The 16,466-nt window shown below is 64.5% G+C and carries 10 protein-coding genes; 8 read left to right on the top strand and 2 right to left on the bottom strand.

Translation table 11 applies throughout. The annotated features are described in order from the left end of the window. The first annotated feature begins 13 nt into the window (after positions 1-13). Positions 14-424 (top strand): type IV pilin protein, encoded by a 411-nt coding sequence (locus CSC74_RS05970; RefSeq protein WP_162313452.1) that lies wholly within the window; start codon positions 14-16, stop codon positions 422-424. Between the two features lie 167 nt (positions 425-591). Here the strand turns inward: CSC74_RS05970 and CSC74_RS05965 are convergent, their stop codons facing one another. Both CSC74_RS05965 and CSC74_RS05960 read right to left on the bottom strand, forming a co-directional pair. Beyond that, positions 592-1,125 (bottom strand): GspH/FimT family pseudopilin, encoded by a 534-nt coding sequence (locus tag CSC74_RS05965; protein WP_162313736.1) that lies wholly within the window; start codon positions 1,123-1,125, stop codon positions 592-594. A 276-nt stretch (positions 1,126-1,401) separates the two neighbouring features. Then, positions 1,402-3,453, bottom strand: coding sequence for a phytase (locus CSC74_RS05960; RefSeq protein WP_162313451.1), 2,052 nt, complete (start codon positions 3,451-3,453; stop codon positions 1,402-1,404). A gap of 245 nt (positions 3,454-3,698) precedes the next feature. Between CSC74_RS05960 and CSC74_RS05955 the strand changes: the two genes are divergently transcribed. The 7 genes from CSC74_RS05955 to CSC74_RS05925 all read left to right on the top strand — a co-directional run bounded on the left by CSC74_RS05955 (position 3,699) and on the right by CSC74_RS05925 (position 16,353). Then, a complete protein-coding gene (locus CSC74_RS05955) occupies positions 3,699-6,059 on the top strand; it encodes a TonB-dependent receptor plug domain-containing protein (RefSeq protein WP_162313450.1) in 2,361 nt (786 codons plus the stop codon). 327 nt (positions 6,060-6,386) lie between these two features. Then, positions 6,387-7,673: a histidine-type phosphatase gene (locus tag CSC74_RS05950; RefSeq protein ID WP_162313449.1), complete on the top strand. Its 1,287-nt coding sequence runs from the start codon at positions 6,387-6,389 to the stop codon at positions 7,671-7,673. A gap of 170 nt (positions 7,674-7,843) precedes the next feature. Then, complete coding sequence (locus tag CSC74_RS05945; protein ID WP_162313448.1) at positions 7,844-8,428, top strand: RNA polymerase sigma factor; 585 nt, start codon at positions 7,844-7,846, stop codon at positions 8,426-8,428. Beyond that, on the top strand, positions 8,421-9,494 hold the full coding sequence (locus CSC74_RS05940) for a FecR family protein (protein WP_162313447.1): 1,074 nt from the start codon (positions 8,421-8,423) through the stop codon (positions 9,492-9,494). Before CSC74_RS05945 ends, CSC74_RS05940 begins: the two co-directional genes overlap by 8 nt. 74 nt (positions 9,495-9,568) lie before the next feature. After that, positions 9,569-11,887 (top strand): TonB-dependent receptor, encoded by a 2,319-nt coding sequence (locus CSC74_RS05935; RefSeq protein WP_162313446.1) that lies wholly within the window; start codon positions 9,569-9,571, stop codon positions 11,885-11,887. A gap of 151 nt (positions 11,888-12,038) precedes the next feature. After that, the gene (locus tag CSC74_RS05930) at positions 12,039-14,183 is read left to right on the top strand and encodes a TonB-dependent receptor (RefSeq protein WP_162313445.1); all 2,145 of its coding nucleotides are present in this window, start codon (positions 12,039-12,041) and stop codon (positions 14,181-14,183) included. A gap of 34 nt (positions 14,184-14,217) precedes the next feature. Further along, entirely contained in the window at positions 14,218-16,353 is a 2,136-nt protein-coding gene (locus CSC74_RS05925; RefSeq protein WP_162313444.1) for a prolyl oligopeptidase family serine peptidase, read from the top strand. Positions 16,354-16,466 lie beyond the last annotated feature (113 nt).

Below are 16,466 nucleotides of genomic sequence, written 5' to 3'. Positions count from 1 at the left end.
AGGCGCAAGCACGATGAAGACACAGATGCGAGGGTTCAGCCTGATCGAGCTGATGATAGTGGTGGTGGTCATCGCCGTCCTGGCGGCCATCGCCTATCCCAGCTACACCGGCTACGTCACCAGGACCAAGCGCGGGGCCGGAGCTGCCTGTGCGATGGAGGCGGCGCACTACATGGAACGCTACTACACGACCAAGATGACCTATCTCAATGCCGTATTGCCGCAAACGCAATGCATGAACGACACCGCCGACAACTACAAGATCCAGTTGTCGGGTGCCGAGACCGACACGACCTATACCGTGCAGGCCGTGCCCAAGGGCTCGCAGGACTCACGCGACACCCTGTGCAAGACGCTATCGATCAACCAGGCCGGAACCAAGGGTGAATCGGGATCGGCGGCCACTGCCGCCGAGTGCTGGTAGCCTGGTCCGGATCGACGCGGGTGGCATGTGCATTGTGAGGCGCATTCCGCGCGGACAGCCCCGCTGGCTAGCGCACTTGATTGTTGATCAGGGGTGTTGGTTCGAGCCCAACTTCACACCCGATATTCCCGGGAAGGCCGGCAACGATGCGGGCCTTCTTTTTTGCGTCATGACCGGAAAGGACAGGGCCTGGGAACGGTGTAGTGCTCCGTGCGGGGCCTGCCGGCATTGTTGACTACGATCTGGCCCAGGAACCGCCCATCAGAGGCGCAGAGCCGGATGCTGAGATTGCTGCCATAAGACCACCCATCGGGTGAAAACCGTATCCGTGTCCGGCCCGGGGTGCTGCGCAAGGCCAAGTGGCCGCTCCTGCGGTCGATGCTCTGCAGGATGGCCTTTGCATCTGCAGGTTGGTCGGTACGCCCGGGATCGATGTAGAGGAGCCAGCCTGTTTCCCATATCTCATCGTTGCGGCAGGTGATTCCGTCGCTGCTTGGGCACACCGTGACGGGAGTGCCGTTCTTGACGGCTGCGAGTCGGGCTGCGGCAAGCGAAGTGGTGAGGAGATGGTAGGTATTCGATTCGCGAGCGTGTCGCACGAGGCTTGAGAGAGCGGGCGCCCCCAGGCACAAGGCGATCGCCAGGACGGCCAGCGTCACCAGAAGTTCGATCAGGGTGAATCCCGCATCCTTGCCGTTCATTGCGATGGCTCCTTGCTGGGGGAGTCATCAAGGTAGATAGGGTCGACTGGCGGTGGTATCGGGAATCGTTGGCGCTATGGGTAAGAAAAGCCCGGGGATGGATCGGGTTGTTGTAGGAGCGTCCCTTGGGCGCGATGCCCTTCGGCCAGATCGCGCAGGAGCATCGCGGGCAAGGCCCGCTCCTACGATGCGGGTGTAGGAGCGCCCCTTGGGCGCGATGCTTTTCGGCCAGATCGCGCAAGAGCATCGCGGGCAAGGCCCGCTCCTACGGGGGAATCAATTCCCCCGCATCTCCAGCCCCAGCGCCTTGGCGATGGAGTCCCACGGCACGTACTTGTAGTTCTGGTTCTCCACCGGCATCACGTTGCGGCCGTCCTGGGCGATCATCGCGCCGTGTTCGAAGCCCGGGCCCAGGTTGCGGCTGGTGATTTCCAGACCATCCGTTTCCGAAATTCCGTCGATCCCGCGCAATGGATCGGCGACCACCGCGAACGAACCCAGGTACTCCTGCTTGCCTTCGCGCCGGTACACCGCGTAGGTGTCGTTGCCCTGGCTCGACACCACGAGGTAGCCGCGGCCGTCGCCCAGGTCGTAGATGCCCAGGCCTTCGTAATCGTCCTTCACCGCCGGGTTGTCGGCGATCTTCTGCACGATGGTCTTGGCATCGCCGCCATCGGGTTCGGCCGACATGCGCCACAGGCCCACGTCTTCCTCGTTCACGTACAGCGCGCCGGAAGCATCGTCGGCGACGCAGCCTTCGGTCTGCGAATCGAAATTCATGTCGCGCACCAGTTTGGCTTTCACGCGGCCATTGGCGCCGGCGACCAGTTCCCACTGGCGCTTGCGGGTGTCGTCGCCATTGATGAAGACGTAGGTGCGCTGGTCATTCGCGCTGCGGTACATGCACAGGCCATAGGGATCGCCCAGGCCGGTGGGTTGCACGCCATCGGCCACGTTCACCAGTTCGCGCTTTTCCGTGTCCAGCCGGTAGATGGCGATCGACTTGTCGGTGCGGTTGCTGGCGGTGACCAGAACCACTTTCTTTCCGCCGAGTTCGAAATCCTCGCGCAGATCCACGTTGTTCATCTTGCCGTCGGGCAGGAACTGCACCACCTTGCCCTGCATGTCGTACACATACATGCCGGCCTTCTTGTCGGTGGCGATGACCAGGCTCTTCGATGGATCGGTCGGATTGGCCCAGATCGCGGGATCGTCCGCCGCATCGCCGTAGCTGTTGGCCGGAGCCGTTTCGACCAGCGCGGTGACGGCCACGGCCTTCGATCCGGCGGGGCCGCCTTCGGCAGCCTTATCGCCGATTTCCAGTTTCAGCGCCGCGGCGATGTCGTCCATCGACAAAGCCTTGTAATTGGAGCCGTCTTCGTCGGCGACCAGCAACAAGCCATGCGGAAAGGACGAGCCATGGGCAGCGCCGGTCGCGAACAGCGGGCCGGGTTCCTTGATCGCCCCGGTGCCGCCGGGCGCCGCTACCTTGAACGCGCCGAGGAAAGCATCCTTGTTGGCGCGGTCATACACGTTGACCTGGCCGGCGGAAGTGTCCGAAGCGATCAGCCACTGCGTGCCGACACCGTCGTAGACCGCCACGCCGCCGCTTTCTTCCTCGATGTGGCCGAGCCTGGGCGCATCGACGATGGTGGCCGAGACGTCGGCTTCCGGATCGGCGTTGAAGCGCCACAGGCCCACGCCTTCTTCCGAGGCGAACACATGCTTGCTGTCGGCCGCGCATTGCTTGAGCGGCGAGGGCACGTTGATGCGGCGCATCTGCCGCGCATCGAGTTTGCCGTCGGGCGTGGAATACAGGATCTGCTGGTCGACTTCGCCGCCATCGCCGACGATGAACGCATACAAGGCGCTGTCCAGCGGGTTGCGATACAGGCAGATGCCTTCCGCGGCGAAACCCAGGGGCAGGGCGCGCGCGCCGATTTCGGACAGACGCGAATCGTCCATGCCGAACAGGCGCAGGCGGTTGGTGGTGGTGTCGATCGCGGCGACCACCGTGGCGCTGCGGTTTCCAAGCGGAACGTCGTAGGCCACGTCCAGCGCGGCCACTTCGCCGGACGCCGTGGTGCCGATGCGCTTGCCGGCAAGGTCGTAGATCTCCAGGCCGCCCAGAGCGGCGGTGGCCACGATATGGTCGCGCCCGGGACGGGCCGCGTTGCGCACCAGGACCGCGGCATTGGCTTCGCCGCTCGCGGTCGGCTGGGTCTGCAGGCGGGCTGCCAGCAGCGGCGCTTCCTGGGCATGGGCGATGCCGCAGGACAGGGCAAGGCTTACGGACAGGGCCAGGGCGGACAGGCGTCCAGGTTTCATTTTCTTCTCCCTTTTATGAGTGCCGATGCGGTGCTTTGTCATCAGGCGTCAACTTGTGGCAGGCAAGATCACATAGCGGATACGTTTTTGCAAGATAAATTCCAAATGTGTTGCATTTTGGAATGTTTGTTCGTAATCTCCTGTCCAGCCCATGCGGTCCAGACCATTTCTGGACGCTGGCGGACGTCCTCGGGAGGGACTCGAACATGCGGAAATTCCACAGAAATGCGCTCACGGCGCTGATTTTGAGCAATCTCGCCATCATGCCGGGCTATGCCCTGGCCCAGGACGTCCCGCCGTCGCCTGCCGAACAGGCGCAGGCGCAGCAGCAGGGAGACGTCACCGACCTGCAATCGATCGTCGTGACCGGCGAGATCCAGTACCGCAACCGGACCGAGACCACCGCGCCGGAACTCGTCTACGGGCAGGAGTTCTTCGCCCAGTTCGAGCCGGTTTCGGTCGGCGACCAGCTGCGCCGGGTGCCGGGCGTGGCCTTCACCAGCGACATCGGCGAATCCGATTCCCCGCAATTGCGCGGCCTGGGCCAGGGTTACACCCAGGTGCTGGTCAACGGCCGGCCGATTCCGGGCGCGGGCAACGACCGCACCGTGTTCGTCGACCGGATTCCGGCCGAAATCATCGACCGCATCGAAATCGTGCGCTCGCCCAGCGCCGACATCGACAGCCAGGGCGTGGGCGGCACCATCAACATCATCCTCAAGGACGGCGCGAGCCTGCCGCCGGGCGTGATCGCGCGCGTCGGCGCCACCTACAACACCGATGCGGGCAATACCCGCGGCAATGGTTCGGTTTCGTGGTCCGGGCGCAACGAGGCCGAGACGGTCTTCTATTCGCTGACCCTGGATGCGCAGGAGCGCTACAACAACAAGGACGTGGTGCAGGAAGTGTTCGAAAGCGATTCGGTCGGTTTCGACGAGGAAGTGGCCAACCACGGTTCCGGCCGCAGCCTCGTCCGTTTCGACGATGCGGCCAATTCGTCGGCGATCGAACGCACCGAGGAGCAGGACAGCCGCGATTCGCGCGACCTGTCGTTCAACGGCGATCTGACCTGGAATGTGTCGGAAGATTCCAGCCTGCGGCTGGATGCGTTCTACCTGAGCACCGATCGCAAGGAACACCAGGACACTTGGAACTACGAAGGCGACGGCAGCGTCGGCGGCCTGGATCTGGAAAATCCGGAACTGGAGTTCGAGGACACCGACATCCAGCAGGACAGCTTCGGTTTCGGCGCCGAGTTCCAGAAGCAGCTGAGCGACGTGAGCAAGTTCAGCCTGCAGGCGGCCTACGCCAGCTTCACCGACGATAGCGTGGAGGACAAGTTCGAGGAGACCAACGACAACCTGATCAGCAAGGAAACCATCGACGCCGAGGACACCGAATGGTCCGGCAGCGCCTCGTACACGCGCGAGCTGAGCGACCGGGTGGAAATGAAACTCGGCGTGTCCGGCAAGATCAAGGACCGCGACTATCGCCTGACCGTCGACGACGACCTGGACGACGAAGAGGAATACACCCGCAACGACGGGCGCTTCCAGTACAAGGAAAAGCGCCTGGATGCCTACGCGCAGTTCAAGTGGAAGCTCAGCGAGGCGGTAACCCTGGAAACCGGCCTGCGCGCGGAAAGCACCAAGACCGAACAGAATTTCCAGAACGACCTGTCCGAAGGCGGGGTGCTGGATGAAACCATCGTCGGCGATGCCGACAGCAGCGAGTTCATGCTCAATCCGTCCGCGCACTTGCAGTGGAAGCTGACCGACAATGATCAGTTCCGGGTCAGCGTGGCGCGCACGGTGCGCCGTCCCAGCATCGACCAGGTCATTCCTTCGTACGCACTGGAATCCCCCGCGGACGAGGACGTGACCATCGGCAATCCCGATCTGTCCTTCGAATCCTCGTGGGGCCTGGACGTGGGCTACGAGCGCCGCTTCGGCGGCCGTGGCGTATTCGGCGTCAATGTGTTCACGCGACAGATCTCCGACCTGATAGGGCTGGTCAACACCGGTCTCGGCGTCGACCAGATCGGCCTGGACCCGGAGGATTTCCCGGGAAATGTTTATACCTACCAGAACATCGGCGATGCCAAGACCCATGGTATCGAGTTCGACCTGTCCACGCCGCTGGAATTCATGGGCCTGGAGGAAACCGGCGTGTTCGCCAACTACACGCGCATGTGGTCCGACCGCGACGATCCCGCCGGCGGCGGCAAGATCGCGATCGATTACCAGCCCAACTACGTCTACAACGTCGGCATCACCCAGAACCTTCCCAGCTGGGACGCGAGCTTCGGTTTCAGTTACCAGAAGCAGGGGGAATCGCGTTTCGTCACCTACGGCGAAATCGAGAGCCAGTTGTACGACGGCAACCTGGAGTTCTTCGTCGAGAGGCGCCTGGGCGATCGCTGGGTGCTGCGCCTGACCGGCAACAATCTGCTGGATTCGGAAAGCCTGCAGGCCGAAGCCGGATTCGATGGCGACAATGGCGCGGAGATCCTCGCCAACCAGGCCGCCTACGACGTGGATGCGTACGAGATCGAGCGCGAGAAATCCTCGCCGAAGTGGACGCTGACACTGCGGGCGGTGTTCTGATCGGGTCCTGATGGTTGCAACCAGAAGCGATGGCGTCCGCTGGATGCCATCGCTTCTGCACGAAGGCTGGCGTAGGAGCGATGTAGGAGCGACGTAAGTCGCGACCGAATCCACACCCGGCTCCGGCACAGTTCGGGGAAATCCAGAAGCAGGACCGCGCGACTTGGCGACGGTTCGGCGAATGCCTGATCAAGAGGAAGGGTTTCAGTCGCGACTTGCGTCGCTCCTACGTCAGCGCAAGCACACTCAAGGGATATCCGATCCTCCGGCATCGCTCTACGGATTTCTTGAGGAGCGTTTTTTCTTTTCGACCCAAGAGGAAAAGCAATGATTCCTGTCCTGCGTTCGCTCACGGTCGTCGTAATGCTGGCTACGTGGCTATTGCCCGGTTGTGCCGGGATGCCCGCGTCCTCGGTCTCTGCATCGACGGAGTCCGCACCGGCAGTCGACACGCTCAAGCTGCAGCGCGTGGTCATGCTGATGCGCCACGGCGTGCGTCCACCGACCAAGGCTCAGGTGGTGCCTGCGGGAATGAACGACAAGCCCTGGCCGAAATGGTCGGTGGACTACGGTCAACTCACGCCGCGCGGCTATGACGCGGTCAAGTTGCTGGGTCACTGGGATCGCAGTCACTGGGCGGCGCGGGGCCTGCTGCCCATGAACGGTTGCCCGCCGGCGGTCGACATTGAAATCGCGGCCAGTTCCAAACCGCGCACCCAGGACACCGCGCGCGCGCTGCTCGAAGGAATGGCGCCGGAATGCGGACTGGAGGTCGATTTCCCCGCAACGCCCGACGACGACGTGGAATTCCATCCGCTGGAGGCCGGCGCCATGCCGATCGATGCGGATGAAGCCTTGCGCGCGGTACAGGCGCTGTCGCCGCCGGGCGGTATGCAGGCCGAACGGGTTGCGCATGCCAGGGGGCTCGCGTTGCTGGACCAGGCATTGGGCTGCACCGGGACGCGTGCGCAATCGGGCTGCAGCCTCGCGGCGATGCCGGCGGCGATCGTGCGCAACGAAAACGACCGGCCCGACGTCGGCGATCCGTTCGGTATCGCCTCGACCGTCAGCCAGACCTTCCTGCTGGAATACCTGGAAGGCATGCCGATGTCCGACGTGGCCTGGGGCCGGCTGAGCCGGCAGCAGATCGAGGAGCTGCTGGAATTCCACTCGCTCAAGTTCTACTACGAAGGCCGCGCGCCGTACGTGGCCGCGCGCGCGGCGTCGCCGCTCGCCTCGCGCATGCTGGAAGCGATGCTGGACGGGCCGAAGCTGACGGTGCTGGCCGGGCACGACACCAACATCGCCGACCTGGGCGGATTCCTCGACCTGCACTGGAAAGTGCCCAGCTATCCGCGCGACGATCCGCCGCCCGGAGGCGCATTGGGTTTCGAGGTGTTGGCGGACGCGCAAGGAAACCGATTCGTGCGTGCGTTCTATCGTTCGCAGACCATGGACCAGGTGCGCGAGCTGCAGCCGCTTTCCGCGGCCAATGCCCCTGCCTACGAATACCTGCCGATTCCCGGTTGCGCTTCGCTGTGCCCGCTGTCCGAGTTCGAAGGCATGGTGCGCGCGAAGCTGGTCGAGCCAATGCGCCGCAAGCCTGGAGCGTGATGCATCCTGGCCGGCTTCCGACCCGAAGCGGTCATTCGATGGCTACAATTCCAGGAAGCCTGTAGAAGCCAGGCATTGAAGAGCGAGTAATTCCCGGTGTCCTGGGTGTCCTGTTTTTTGGCGATCGGCCCGAATTTCAATTTTGGCCCGATCATTCGTCTTCTCCAGGCATGACAAACCCGAAAGACAACCCGGAAGGCCTGTCCGTTAGCGGGGAGGCGCGCCAGGCGGAGAATCCTGTCTCCGCCGAAGAGCTGATGAAGGACTTCAACCAGGCGCTGGTCCGCATGTTGAAATTGCGACTGGGCTCCTACGAGGATGCGCGCGAGATCGCCCAGGAGGCCTATGCGAAGCTTCTGGTCGTGGGTAACGACAAAGTGGTCAGCTATCATCGCGCCTACCTGTTCCGGATCGCCCAGAACCTGGCCACCGACCTGCTCCGCAAGCGCGCCTACATGGAATTGCCGGAGCCGGACGATCTGGGTTTGTGGCGCGATCCTGCGGCGAACCCGGAGCGCTCGGCGCGCGTAGCGCAGATCGTCGACCGGCTTCCCGCCATCCTGGCCGAGCTTCCCTACAACTGCACCGAGGCGTTCCGTCTGGTGCGCATCAAACAACTCAGCTTCGCCGAAGCCGCTACGCGGATGGGCCTGACCGAACGCATGGTGAGGATCCATGTGGCCAGGGCCCTGGCTTACTGCCAGCAACACCTGGACGGCATCACGGACGATCTTGCGGGAGAGGGAAATGAATAAAGCGGACAACAACGGCCGGAAGATCGCACTGCAGGAAGCCAGCGAGTGGTTGCTCCGGCTGCAGGAGGACGATGTTCCGGATACGGAACTGGAGGCCTGGGGCAACTGGATGGCGCGCTCGCCCGCCAACGCCCGCGCGTTCGATGACGTCAGTGCGCTGTGGGAGGCCTCGGCCTCGGTGACTTCGGAATCCCTGGACGACGCCATCAGGAACAGATCGAACGCCAGCCGGCGGATTTCCCGGCATCCCCGTCGCCGGACAGGCTGGTGGGTCGCCGCCGCGATGGCGGCGGCCTGCGGCGTTATCGCGGTGGGACTGGTCAAGCTTCGTCCGGCCACGACCCCGCCGGTCCCGCAAGTGCTGGCGACCGAGAAGGGAGAGCGGCGCCATGTCGTGCTGGCCGATGGATCGGCGGTCGATCTGGATGCGGACAGCCGCCTGACCGTGGACCTGGCGGGAGCGGGGCGCGAACTGGTGCTCGAGCGCGGCCGCGCCCATTTCGCAGTGGCGCACGATCCCTCGCGGCCGTTCCGGGTCCAGGCCGGCGGCATCGTCGGCCTGGCGATCGGAACGAGATTCAGCGTGGGCTACCGGGGGGCGGACAGGATTGCCGTCGTGGTCGATGAAGGGCGTGTCCGCGTAAGCCAGCGACAAGGCCTGGATTCGACGCCGCCCGCGCCGCGCGAAGCGGGCAGGAACGAGCGCATCAGGTATAGCGCCGAGGGTGGACTCGAAGGTCCGCAGCCGGTCGACGCGGACCGGGCCATGTCCTGGCGGGAGGGAAGCGTGGTCTATCAGAGCGAAAGCCTTGCCAGCGTGATCGAAGACTTGAACCGCTACTCGCGGATTCCGCTGCGGCTGGAGGATGCCTCGATGGGCAAGTTGCTGGTGACCGGACGCTGGGACAGCGCCAGCATCGATAACTGGGTGGAAGGTCTGGCGCGCGCGCTGCACCTGCAAGTGGTCAGGCAGGGCGATCTGACCCTGCGGGCGGCGCGCCGCCGCCCCGCCGAGGGCGGATCGCCGCGACGGGAGTCGCCATCGGCCCCGGTGGAAACGCCATAGCATGGCCGATTGAAGGTGCAGCGGTCGTCGTCGCCCATGGCAATGGAGCCGGCGCTTCGATGGGGGCGATCGGCATGACCCGTCGATTGCGCGGCGCAACCGCCGCTCTTTTCCTGCTCGCTGCTTCGGTCCCGGCGATCGCGGCCGAACGCAGCGCCTCGCGCAGGGAATTCCATATACCTCCGCAGCCGCTCGACGAGGCGCTGCTCGCGTTCTCGCAGCAGGCCGGAGTGGAACTGGCGGCGGTGGGGGACTTCGGAAAAGCAGGACGCAGTGCGGCCGTGAGCGGGATCATGACGCCGGCGTCGGCGTTGAGGCGATTGCTGGGTGGCAGCCCTTTCGAGTTCGCGATCCAGCCCGATGGCATGGTCGTCGTGTCGCCGGCGGGGGCGCGGATCGAACCCGTCCCTCGCGCGCCGGTGCGGGTCGACGAGTCGCCAGCGGTCGCCACCACCAACCTCGCGACCCTGGTGGTGACCGCGCGCAAGCGCGACGAACGCCTGATCGATGTGCCGCTCGCGCTGTCTGCGGTCAGCGGCGAACGAATGGAAACGCTGGGGATGGAGAACGCCGCGGAAGTGGCCAGGCTCACCCCGGGCGTGGCCAGCGTGGATGCGGGCGGCGGCTTCACCCAGTTGCAGATCCGCGGCGTTTCCAGTTCCATTGGCGGCAACGACAACGGCTACTACCTGGACGATGTAGCGTTCACCGGCCTTACCGTGCCCTGGCATCCCGATACGCGCGCCTTCGACCTGGATCGCATCGAGATCCTCAAGGGTCCGCAAGGTACGCTGTTCGGCGAAGGTTCGCTGGGCGGCACGATCCGCATCCTCACCCATGCCCCCGAACTGGACCGCTTCGCCGCGAAGGCGGAATTGGGCTATGCGAGCACCCAGGGCGGCGAAGCGGGAAGCAGCAGCAAGGCGATGGCGAATGTACCGCTGGTCCGCGATCGCCTCGCCCTGCGCGTGGTGGCCACGCAGGAGACCTTGCCGGGCTGGATCGACGATCCAGCCAGCGGAAGACGCGATGTGAACCGCCAGGACGATGCCACCCGAAGGGCGCGCCTGCGCTGGTCGCCGGGCGATCACTGGCTGACCGACTTCAACCATGCTGGTTCGATCTCGGATGCGCCGGGCGGCGGCTATGCCGCCGCCGACGATGGCCAGGCGCCCGCCTTGCTGGGAACGCGCTCGCAATGGCGGAGCGACAGTTTCGTCTCCAGCTACCTGACTTCGACTTCCCGTTTCACCTATCTGTATTCCGACAGCAGCCTGGATTACACGCTGGATGGCAAGCTCACCCCCAGTGCGGACGGCAGCGGCTCGATCCGGGTGGATGTGAGTGCGCACGAGTTCCGCTGGAGCTATTCCATCGACGACCGTCTGGACTGGGTCGCCGGCTACTCGCACCGACGTGCGACGCGGGCCGATCGCCTGGTCGTCGCCGGATCGGCATCGGCGGCTGCCCAGTCCAATCGCGCCGACACGATCTATGGCGAAGGAACCGTGCGGACCCGCGATGGCGCGTGGTCGCTGACCGCCGGGTTGCGCTATTTCATCGACAACGTGAACGCTCTGGCAACTGAAGGCGTAAGAAATTCAGCCATCGATTCCACCTTCGAAAGCGTCAATCCCCGATTGGTGGTCGCGCGCCAACTGTCTTCGGACCATCTCTGGTATGCGACCGCTTCCAGCGGATTCCGTTCGGGCCAACTGCAGCCGGTTACCTCCCTGGTCGCCGCCCAGGCGGCCGGCATCGAGCTGCCGTTGTCCATCGCGCCGGACGAAATCCGGTCGTATGAAATCGGCTTCAAGCGATTGCTCGCGCACAAGCGCGTGCTGGTGCAGGGAGCGGTTTTCCAGAGCCGCTGGAAAGGACTCCCGGTACGTATCCCCATCGACGAATTGAACAACGGCATCGCCAATTCCAAGGGCGCGCTGATCCGGGGAGTGGAAGCGGGCATCCGTTACGCCGCACCTTCGAACCTGAGCCTGGAGCTGGGCGCAAGCGCGGTGGATGCCGCCTATGTCGCCGACGTGCCGGACACGCCGCTGGTGAAGGGATCGAAGGTCTACAACGTTCCGAAGTTCACCGCTTCCGCCTCGGCCAGCTATGCATGGCCGGTGTGCGGGGATCTGACCGCTGTCGCCTCGGCCTCTGGCCTCTACAACTCCAGACGATCCACTTCGCTCACCGTCGGCAGCAGCGGCGATCCGATCCTGTCGGCAAGTGCGCGCATAGGCATCGAATCGCCCCGGGGTTGGGCGTGGTACGCCTACGGCGACAACCTCGGCGGCGAAGATGGCGCCGTGGACGGCCGGACTTCCTTCGGCACCGCTACCCGGCTCAGGCCCAGGACCTTCGGAGTCGAATTCCGCTACTCGTACTGACGATGGCGACACTGGCGGCGGGCGGCAGGCCAGTCATTTCACTTTTGTGGCACAGCTTCGTCTGGGTCATGGGGACTGAATCAAAGGGCAAGGTCGGCGGTATCCGACTCCCCGGCAGTTCCCTTATCCCTCAGCCAACGGAGCCATGCGCATGTCCACCTGCAAGAACTTCACCTCCCATCGCCGCGCCGGTGTTCCTGCGCTTGGCCGACTGGCAACGGGCATTGTCGTCGCCCTGATGCTTGCGCCTGGCGCGCAGGCGCAGGAAGCGGCGACCGCTTCCGATGAAGCGCCGGCGACCGGACAGGCACGGGAAGCGGTCACCCTGGGCAATGTAGTCGTCACCGCCCGCAAGCGCGACGAGCGCCAGATCGACGTGCCGATCGCGATGAGCGCGGTCACCGGCGAACAGATCGATGCGATGGGGCTGCTGAACGTCACCGACGTCATCAACATCACCCCCGGCGCTTCGTCCATCGATACCGGCGGCGGCTTCACCCAGGTGCAGATCCGCGGCGTTTCCAGCTCGTTGGGTGGCAACGACAATGGCTATTACATCGACGAAACCCCGTTCACCGGCGTGACCGTGCCGTGGTATCCGGATGCGCGCTCGTTCGATATCGACCGGGTGGAAATCCTCAAGGGGCCGCAGGGCACGCTGTTCGGCGAAGGCTCGATGGGCGGCACGGTGCGCATCATCACCCGCAAGCCCGATTTCGATCGCTTCGCGGCCGGCGTGGAGCTGGATGCCTCGCGGGTCAGCGGCGGCAGCGATGGCCGGGGCGCCAAGGCCTACGCCAACGTGCCGCTGATCGACGACAAGCTGGCGCTGCGCGTGGCGGTCACCGATGAAACCACGCCGGGCTGGATCGACAACGCCGCGACCGGCGAGAAGAACGTCAACGACAACGACATCCGCACCCACCGCGCCAAGCTGCGCTTCGCGCCGACCGCCGACTGGAACATCGACCTGGCGTACTGGAAGTACAAGTCGGACAGCAAGGCCGCGTCCAATGCCGCCTACGACGACATGACCAACGATTCGTTCCTCTCCAACGAGAACGAATGGGATTCCACCAGCCTGACCAGCACCTACGATTTCGAGAATTCGCAACTGGTTTATGTGTTCTCCGATGGCGACCTGACCTTCGGTCAGTTCGGCGATCTGGCCCCCGGCCTTCCGTTGACGGCGGTCATCGACATCGGCGTGCGCACCCATGAGTTGCGCTGGGCTTCCACCGGCGAACGCAAGCTCGACTGGACGGCCGGTTACTACCTGCGCAAGGCCGTGCGTGAGGATGTGGTGGATATCCCCGGCATCCTCAGCAGTACCTCGAGCCAGGTGAACGACGCCTACGCGTTCTTCGGGGAAGCCACCTTGAACCTCAATACGCAATGGGCGCTTACCGGTGGGCTGCGCTACTTCAAGGACGAGGTGGATGGCGCCGACATCGCCAGCGACGGCAGCGTGTCCACGCTGGACGCCACTTTCGACAGCTGGAATCCACGCCTGAGCCTGTCCTACAAGCCGTCCGAGGACACCACCTTCTACGCCAGCGCGGCGAAGGGCTTCCGTTCGGGCCAGTTGCAGCCGATCAGCTCGATCCTGCTCGGGGAAATGTATGGCGTCGAATTGCCATCCACCATCGATCCGGACACGATCTGGACCTACGAACTGGGTGCCAAGTCGATCCTGGCCGAGGGCAAGGTCCTGCTCGAAGGCGCCATCTTCTACAGCGACTGGGAAGGGGTCGCGGTGCGCGTGCCGATCACGCCGCAGATCAACGGCCTGGCCAATTCGGACGGCACCAAGAACAAGGGCGTGGAGCTCAACGTCGTCTACACCCCGAACGGCAACCTGACCCTGCAGGCAGGCGGCAGCTACATCGACGCCACCTATTCGGCCGACGTGCCGGGAACACCGCTGTTCAAGGGCACTCCGGTCTACAACGTGCCCAGGACCACCTTCAATGCCTCGGCTTCGTATGGCTGGGATGTGGGCGAAAACCTGCGCGCCATCGCATCCGGCCTTGCCCAGTACGAGTCCGCGCGCGAAACCGCGCTGACGGCCGGCACGCCAGGCGATGCGCGCACCCGCCTCGGCGCACGCATCGGACTGGAGTCGCCAGCGGGCTGGGCCGTGTATCTGTATGGCGAAAACCTGACCGATGAAGATGGCGCCATCGATGCGCGCAGCGCCAGTCAGTTCGATCCGGACGGCAACCTGTTGCGCCTGGGCGCGGCCAATCGCTACCAGCCGCGCAGCTACGGCGTGCTGTTCCGTTACGACTACTGAGCCGCGGCCTTTCTCCAATCACAGGACACCTATAATGAAGATATCCATCGGTACTTCCGCCAGTCTGCTGGTCCTGGCGATGACCCTCGCCAATGGTCGGGCATTGGCCGGCGACGACCTGCAATGGCTCGAATCCCCGCACGACGCGAAAGCGTTGGCGTGGGCGCGCGAGGCCACGGAAAAGACCCGTCAGCGACTCGGTGCGTTGCCCTCGAAGGCAGCGATCTCCAGGGAGCTGGCCTCGGTGCTGGCGCAGGCGCCCGCCGAGCCCGACCAGTTCCTGCTGGGCGAGCGCAAGGTGCGCTTCTTCCGCGACGCCTCGCATCCCTATGGCCAGCTGCAGACCGCGCCGCGCGATGCCAAGGGCACGGCAACGGGCTGGAAGACGGTGCTGGACGTGGCCGGACTGCGCGAGCGCGAAGGCATTCCGTTCGAACTGCAGGTCTACACCTTCGGCAGCAGTTGCCTGGCGCCCGAATACGCCCGTTGCCTGCTGCGCCTGTCGCCGGGTGGCGGCGACGAAGTGGAGATCCGCGAGTTCGATATCGCCAAGGGCGAGTTCGTCGCCGGTGGCTTCAAGGTGGGCAAGTCGCGGGCCTTCGCCGAATGGATGGGGCCGGACAAGCTGCTGGTGGCGCACACCCTGGGCCAGGCGGCCAAGACCATCGCCGGATGGCCGGCGACGGTCGGCCTGTGGACGCGCGGGCAACCACTGGACGCCGTGAAGCCTGCCTACAGCGGCGAATCCAGCGACGCCATCCTGCAGGTCTCCACCGTCGGCACCGGCGCGGCCACGCAGGGCGTGGTCACCCGTGCCATCGATTACTCCACCTTCGAAGTCGCCTTGATCGATGCCGCCGGGAATGCGCGGCTGTTGCCATTTCCCCGCGCGCTGAAATCGTTCGGCGTGCAGGGCGCGTCTTCGCGGCACATCATCGTGCAACTGGCGCAGGATGCGGTGATCGAAGGCAAGGCCTACAAGGCCGAAACTGTCATGGCCTACGACACCGGCGCCGATGCGCAGGACGGCCAGCGCTTGTCGGCGGTGTATGCGCCCGCTGAAGGCGAATTCGTGGGTGCGGCGTTCGGTGGCTTTGCGGCGACGCGGGATGATGTGTTCATGCTGGTCGACCAGAACCTCAGGCAGCGGGTCGTTGCCGCCAGGTTCGCGGATGGGCAGTGGAAGCATCGCCAGGTGTTGCAGGCCGCGCCAGGCGAAACCATCACCTTGCGTGGCGATGAGCGCGATCACAACGAATTCGTAGCCTCGATCGCCGGCTTCGTCACGCCTCGCAGCCAGTACCTGGTCCGCGAAGACGGCGGCCGGTCGTTGCTGGCGCAGGATCCGGTGGTCATGGACGGTAGCGGCTTCGTCACCGAGATCGGTTCGGCCGTGTCCAAGGACGGCACTTCGATCGATTACTTCCTGCTCAAACCACGCAAGCCGGCGTCGGGTCCGCAACCCGTGCTGATGACGGGTTACGGAGCCTTCGGGCTCTCGTTCCGCCCTGGCTACTTCGATGCGGTCATGGGTGGACCGGCGCTCAAGCTGTGGCTGGAGCGTGGTGGTTCGGTCGCCATCCCGGCGATACGCGGCGGCGGCGAACGCGGTTCGGCCTGGCACATGGCCGCCATCCGCGAGAAGCGGCAGAACTCCTATGACGACTTCATCGCGGTCACCGAACATCTGGTCAGGACCGGCTTCACCTCGCCCGATCGGATCGGCATCTTCGGCATGTCCAATGGCGGACTGCTCACCGCCACCCTGGGCACGCAGCGTCCCGACCTGTTCGGCGCAGTGGTCAGCGACGTGCCGTTGACCGATCTGATCCGCATGCGCCACATGGGCATGGGCGCGGCGTGGATGGACGAGTACGGCAACCCGGACGATCCGGTCCAGGCGGCCGCGATGCTGGCGTATTCCCCGTACCAGAACGTGCGCAAGGGCACCAGGTACCCGCCGTTCCTGGTCACCATCTCCACTGAAGACAATCGGGTTGGTCCTGGCCATGCGCGCAAGTTGGCGTATCGATTGGAGCAAGCAGGTGCGCCGACCTACTTCTACGAAGACGAAGAGGGCGGTCACGGGGTTAGCGATGCGTTCCGCAATCCCGAACTGATGGCGTTGCGGATGAGTTTCCTCGTGACCAATTTGATGGCCAGGCCATGACCAACGGCGGGCGGCGAATCGGTTCGTCGCCCGCTTCCCGGCAACATGCCAGTCATTCCACCCTGGTCATCAAGGTCGAAACGAAACAGGCCATGGCATCCATAGGGAAGAAC

The organism is Pseudoxanthomonas yeongjuensis (assembly GCF_010093345.1).
Classification (GTDB): Bacteria; Pseudomonadota; Gammaproteobacteria; order Xanthomonadales; family Xanthomonadaceae; genus Pseudoxanthomonas_A; species Pseudoxanthomonas_A yeongjuensis.
Note: the sequence above shows the minus strand (reverse complement) of the source record. Positions and strands in the feature narration are given on the sequence as shown.

Bases quoted from the DNA above. Each gene is read 5' to 3' on its own strand.
- CSC74_RS05925 (WP_162313444.1), top strand. From the start codon at position 14,218: ATGAAGATATCCATCGGTACTTCCGCCAGTCTGCTGGTCCTGGCGATG.
- CSC74_RS05970 (WP_162313452.1), top strand. From the start codon at position 14: ATGAAGACACAGATGCGAGGGTTCAGCCTGATCGAGCTGATGATAGTG.
- CSC74_RS05940 (WP_162313447.1), top strand. From the start codon at position 8,421: ATGAATAAAGCGGACAACAACGGCCGGAAGATCGCACTGCAGGAAGCC.
- CSC74_RS05950 (WP_162313449.1), top strand. From the start codon at position 6,387: ATGATTCCTGTCCTGCGTTCGCTCACGGTCGTCGTAATGCTGGCTACG.
- CSC74_RS05965 (WP_162313736.1), bottom strand. From the start codon at position 1,125: ATGAACGGCAAGGATGCGGGATTCACCCTGATCGAACTTCTGGTGACG.
- CSC74_RS05935 (WP_162313446.1), top strand. From the start codon at position 9,569: ATGACCCGTCGATTGCGCGGCGCAACCGCCGCTCTTTTCCTGCTCGCT.
- CSC74_RS05960 (WP_162313451.1), bottom strand. From the start codon at position 3,453: ATGAAACCTGGACGCCTGTCCGCCCTGGCCCTGTCCGTAAGCCTTGCC.
- CSC74_RS05945 (WP_162313448.1), top strand. From the start codon at position 7,844: ATGACAAACCCGAAAGACAACCCGGAAGGCCTGTCCGTTAGCGGGGAG.
- CSC74_RS05930 (WP_162313445.1), top strand. From the start codon at position 12,039: ATGTCCACCTGCAAGAACTTCACCTCCCATCGCCGCGCCGGTGTTCCT.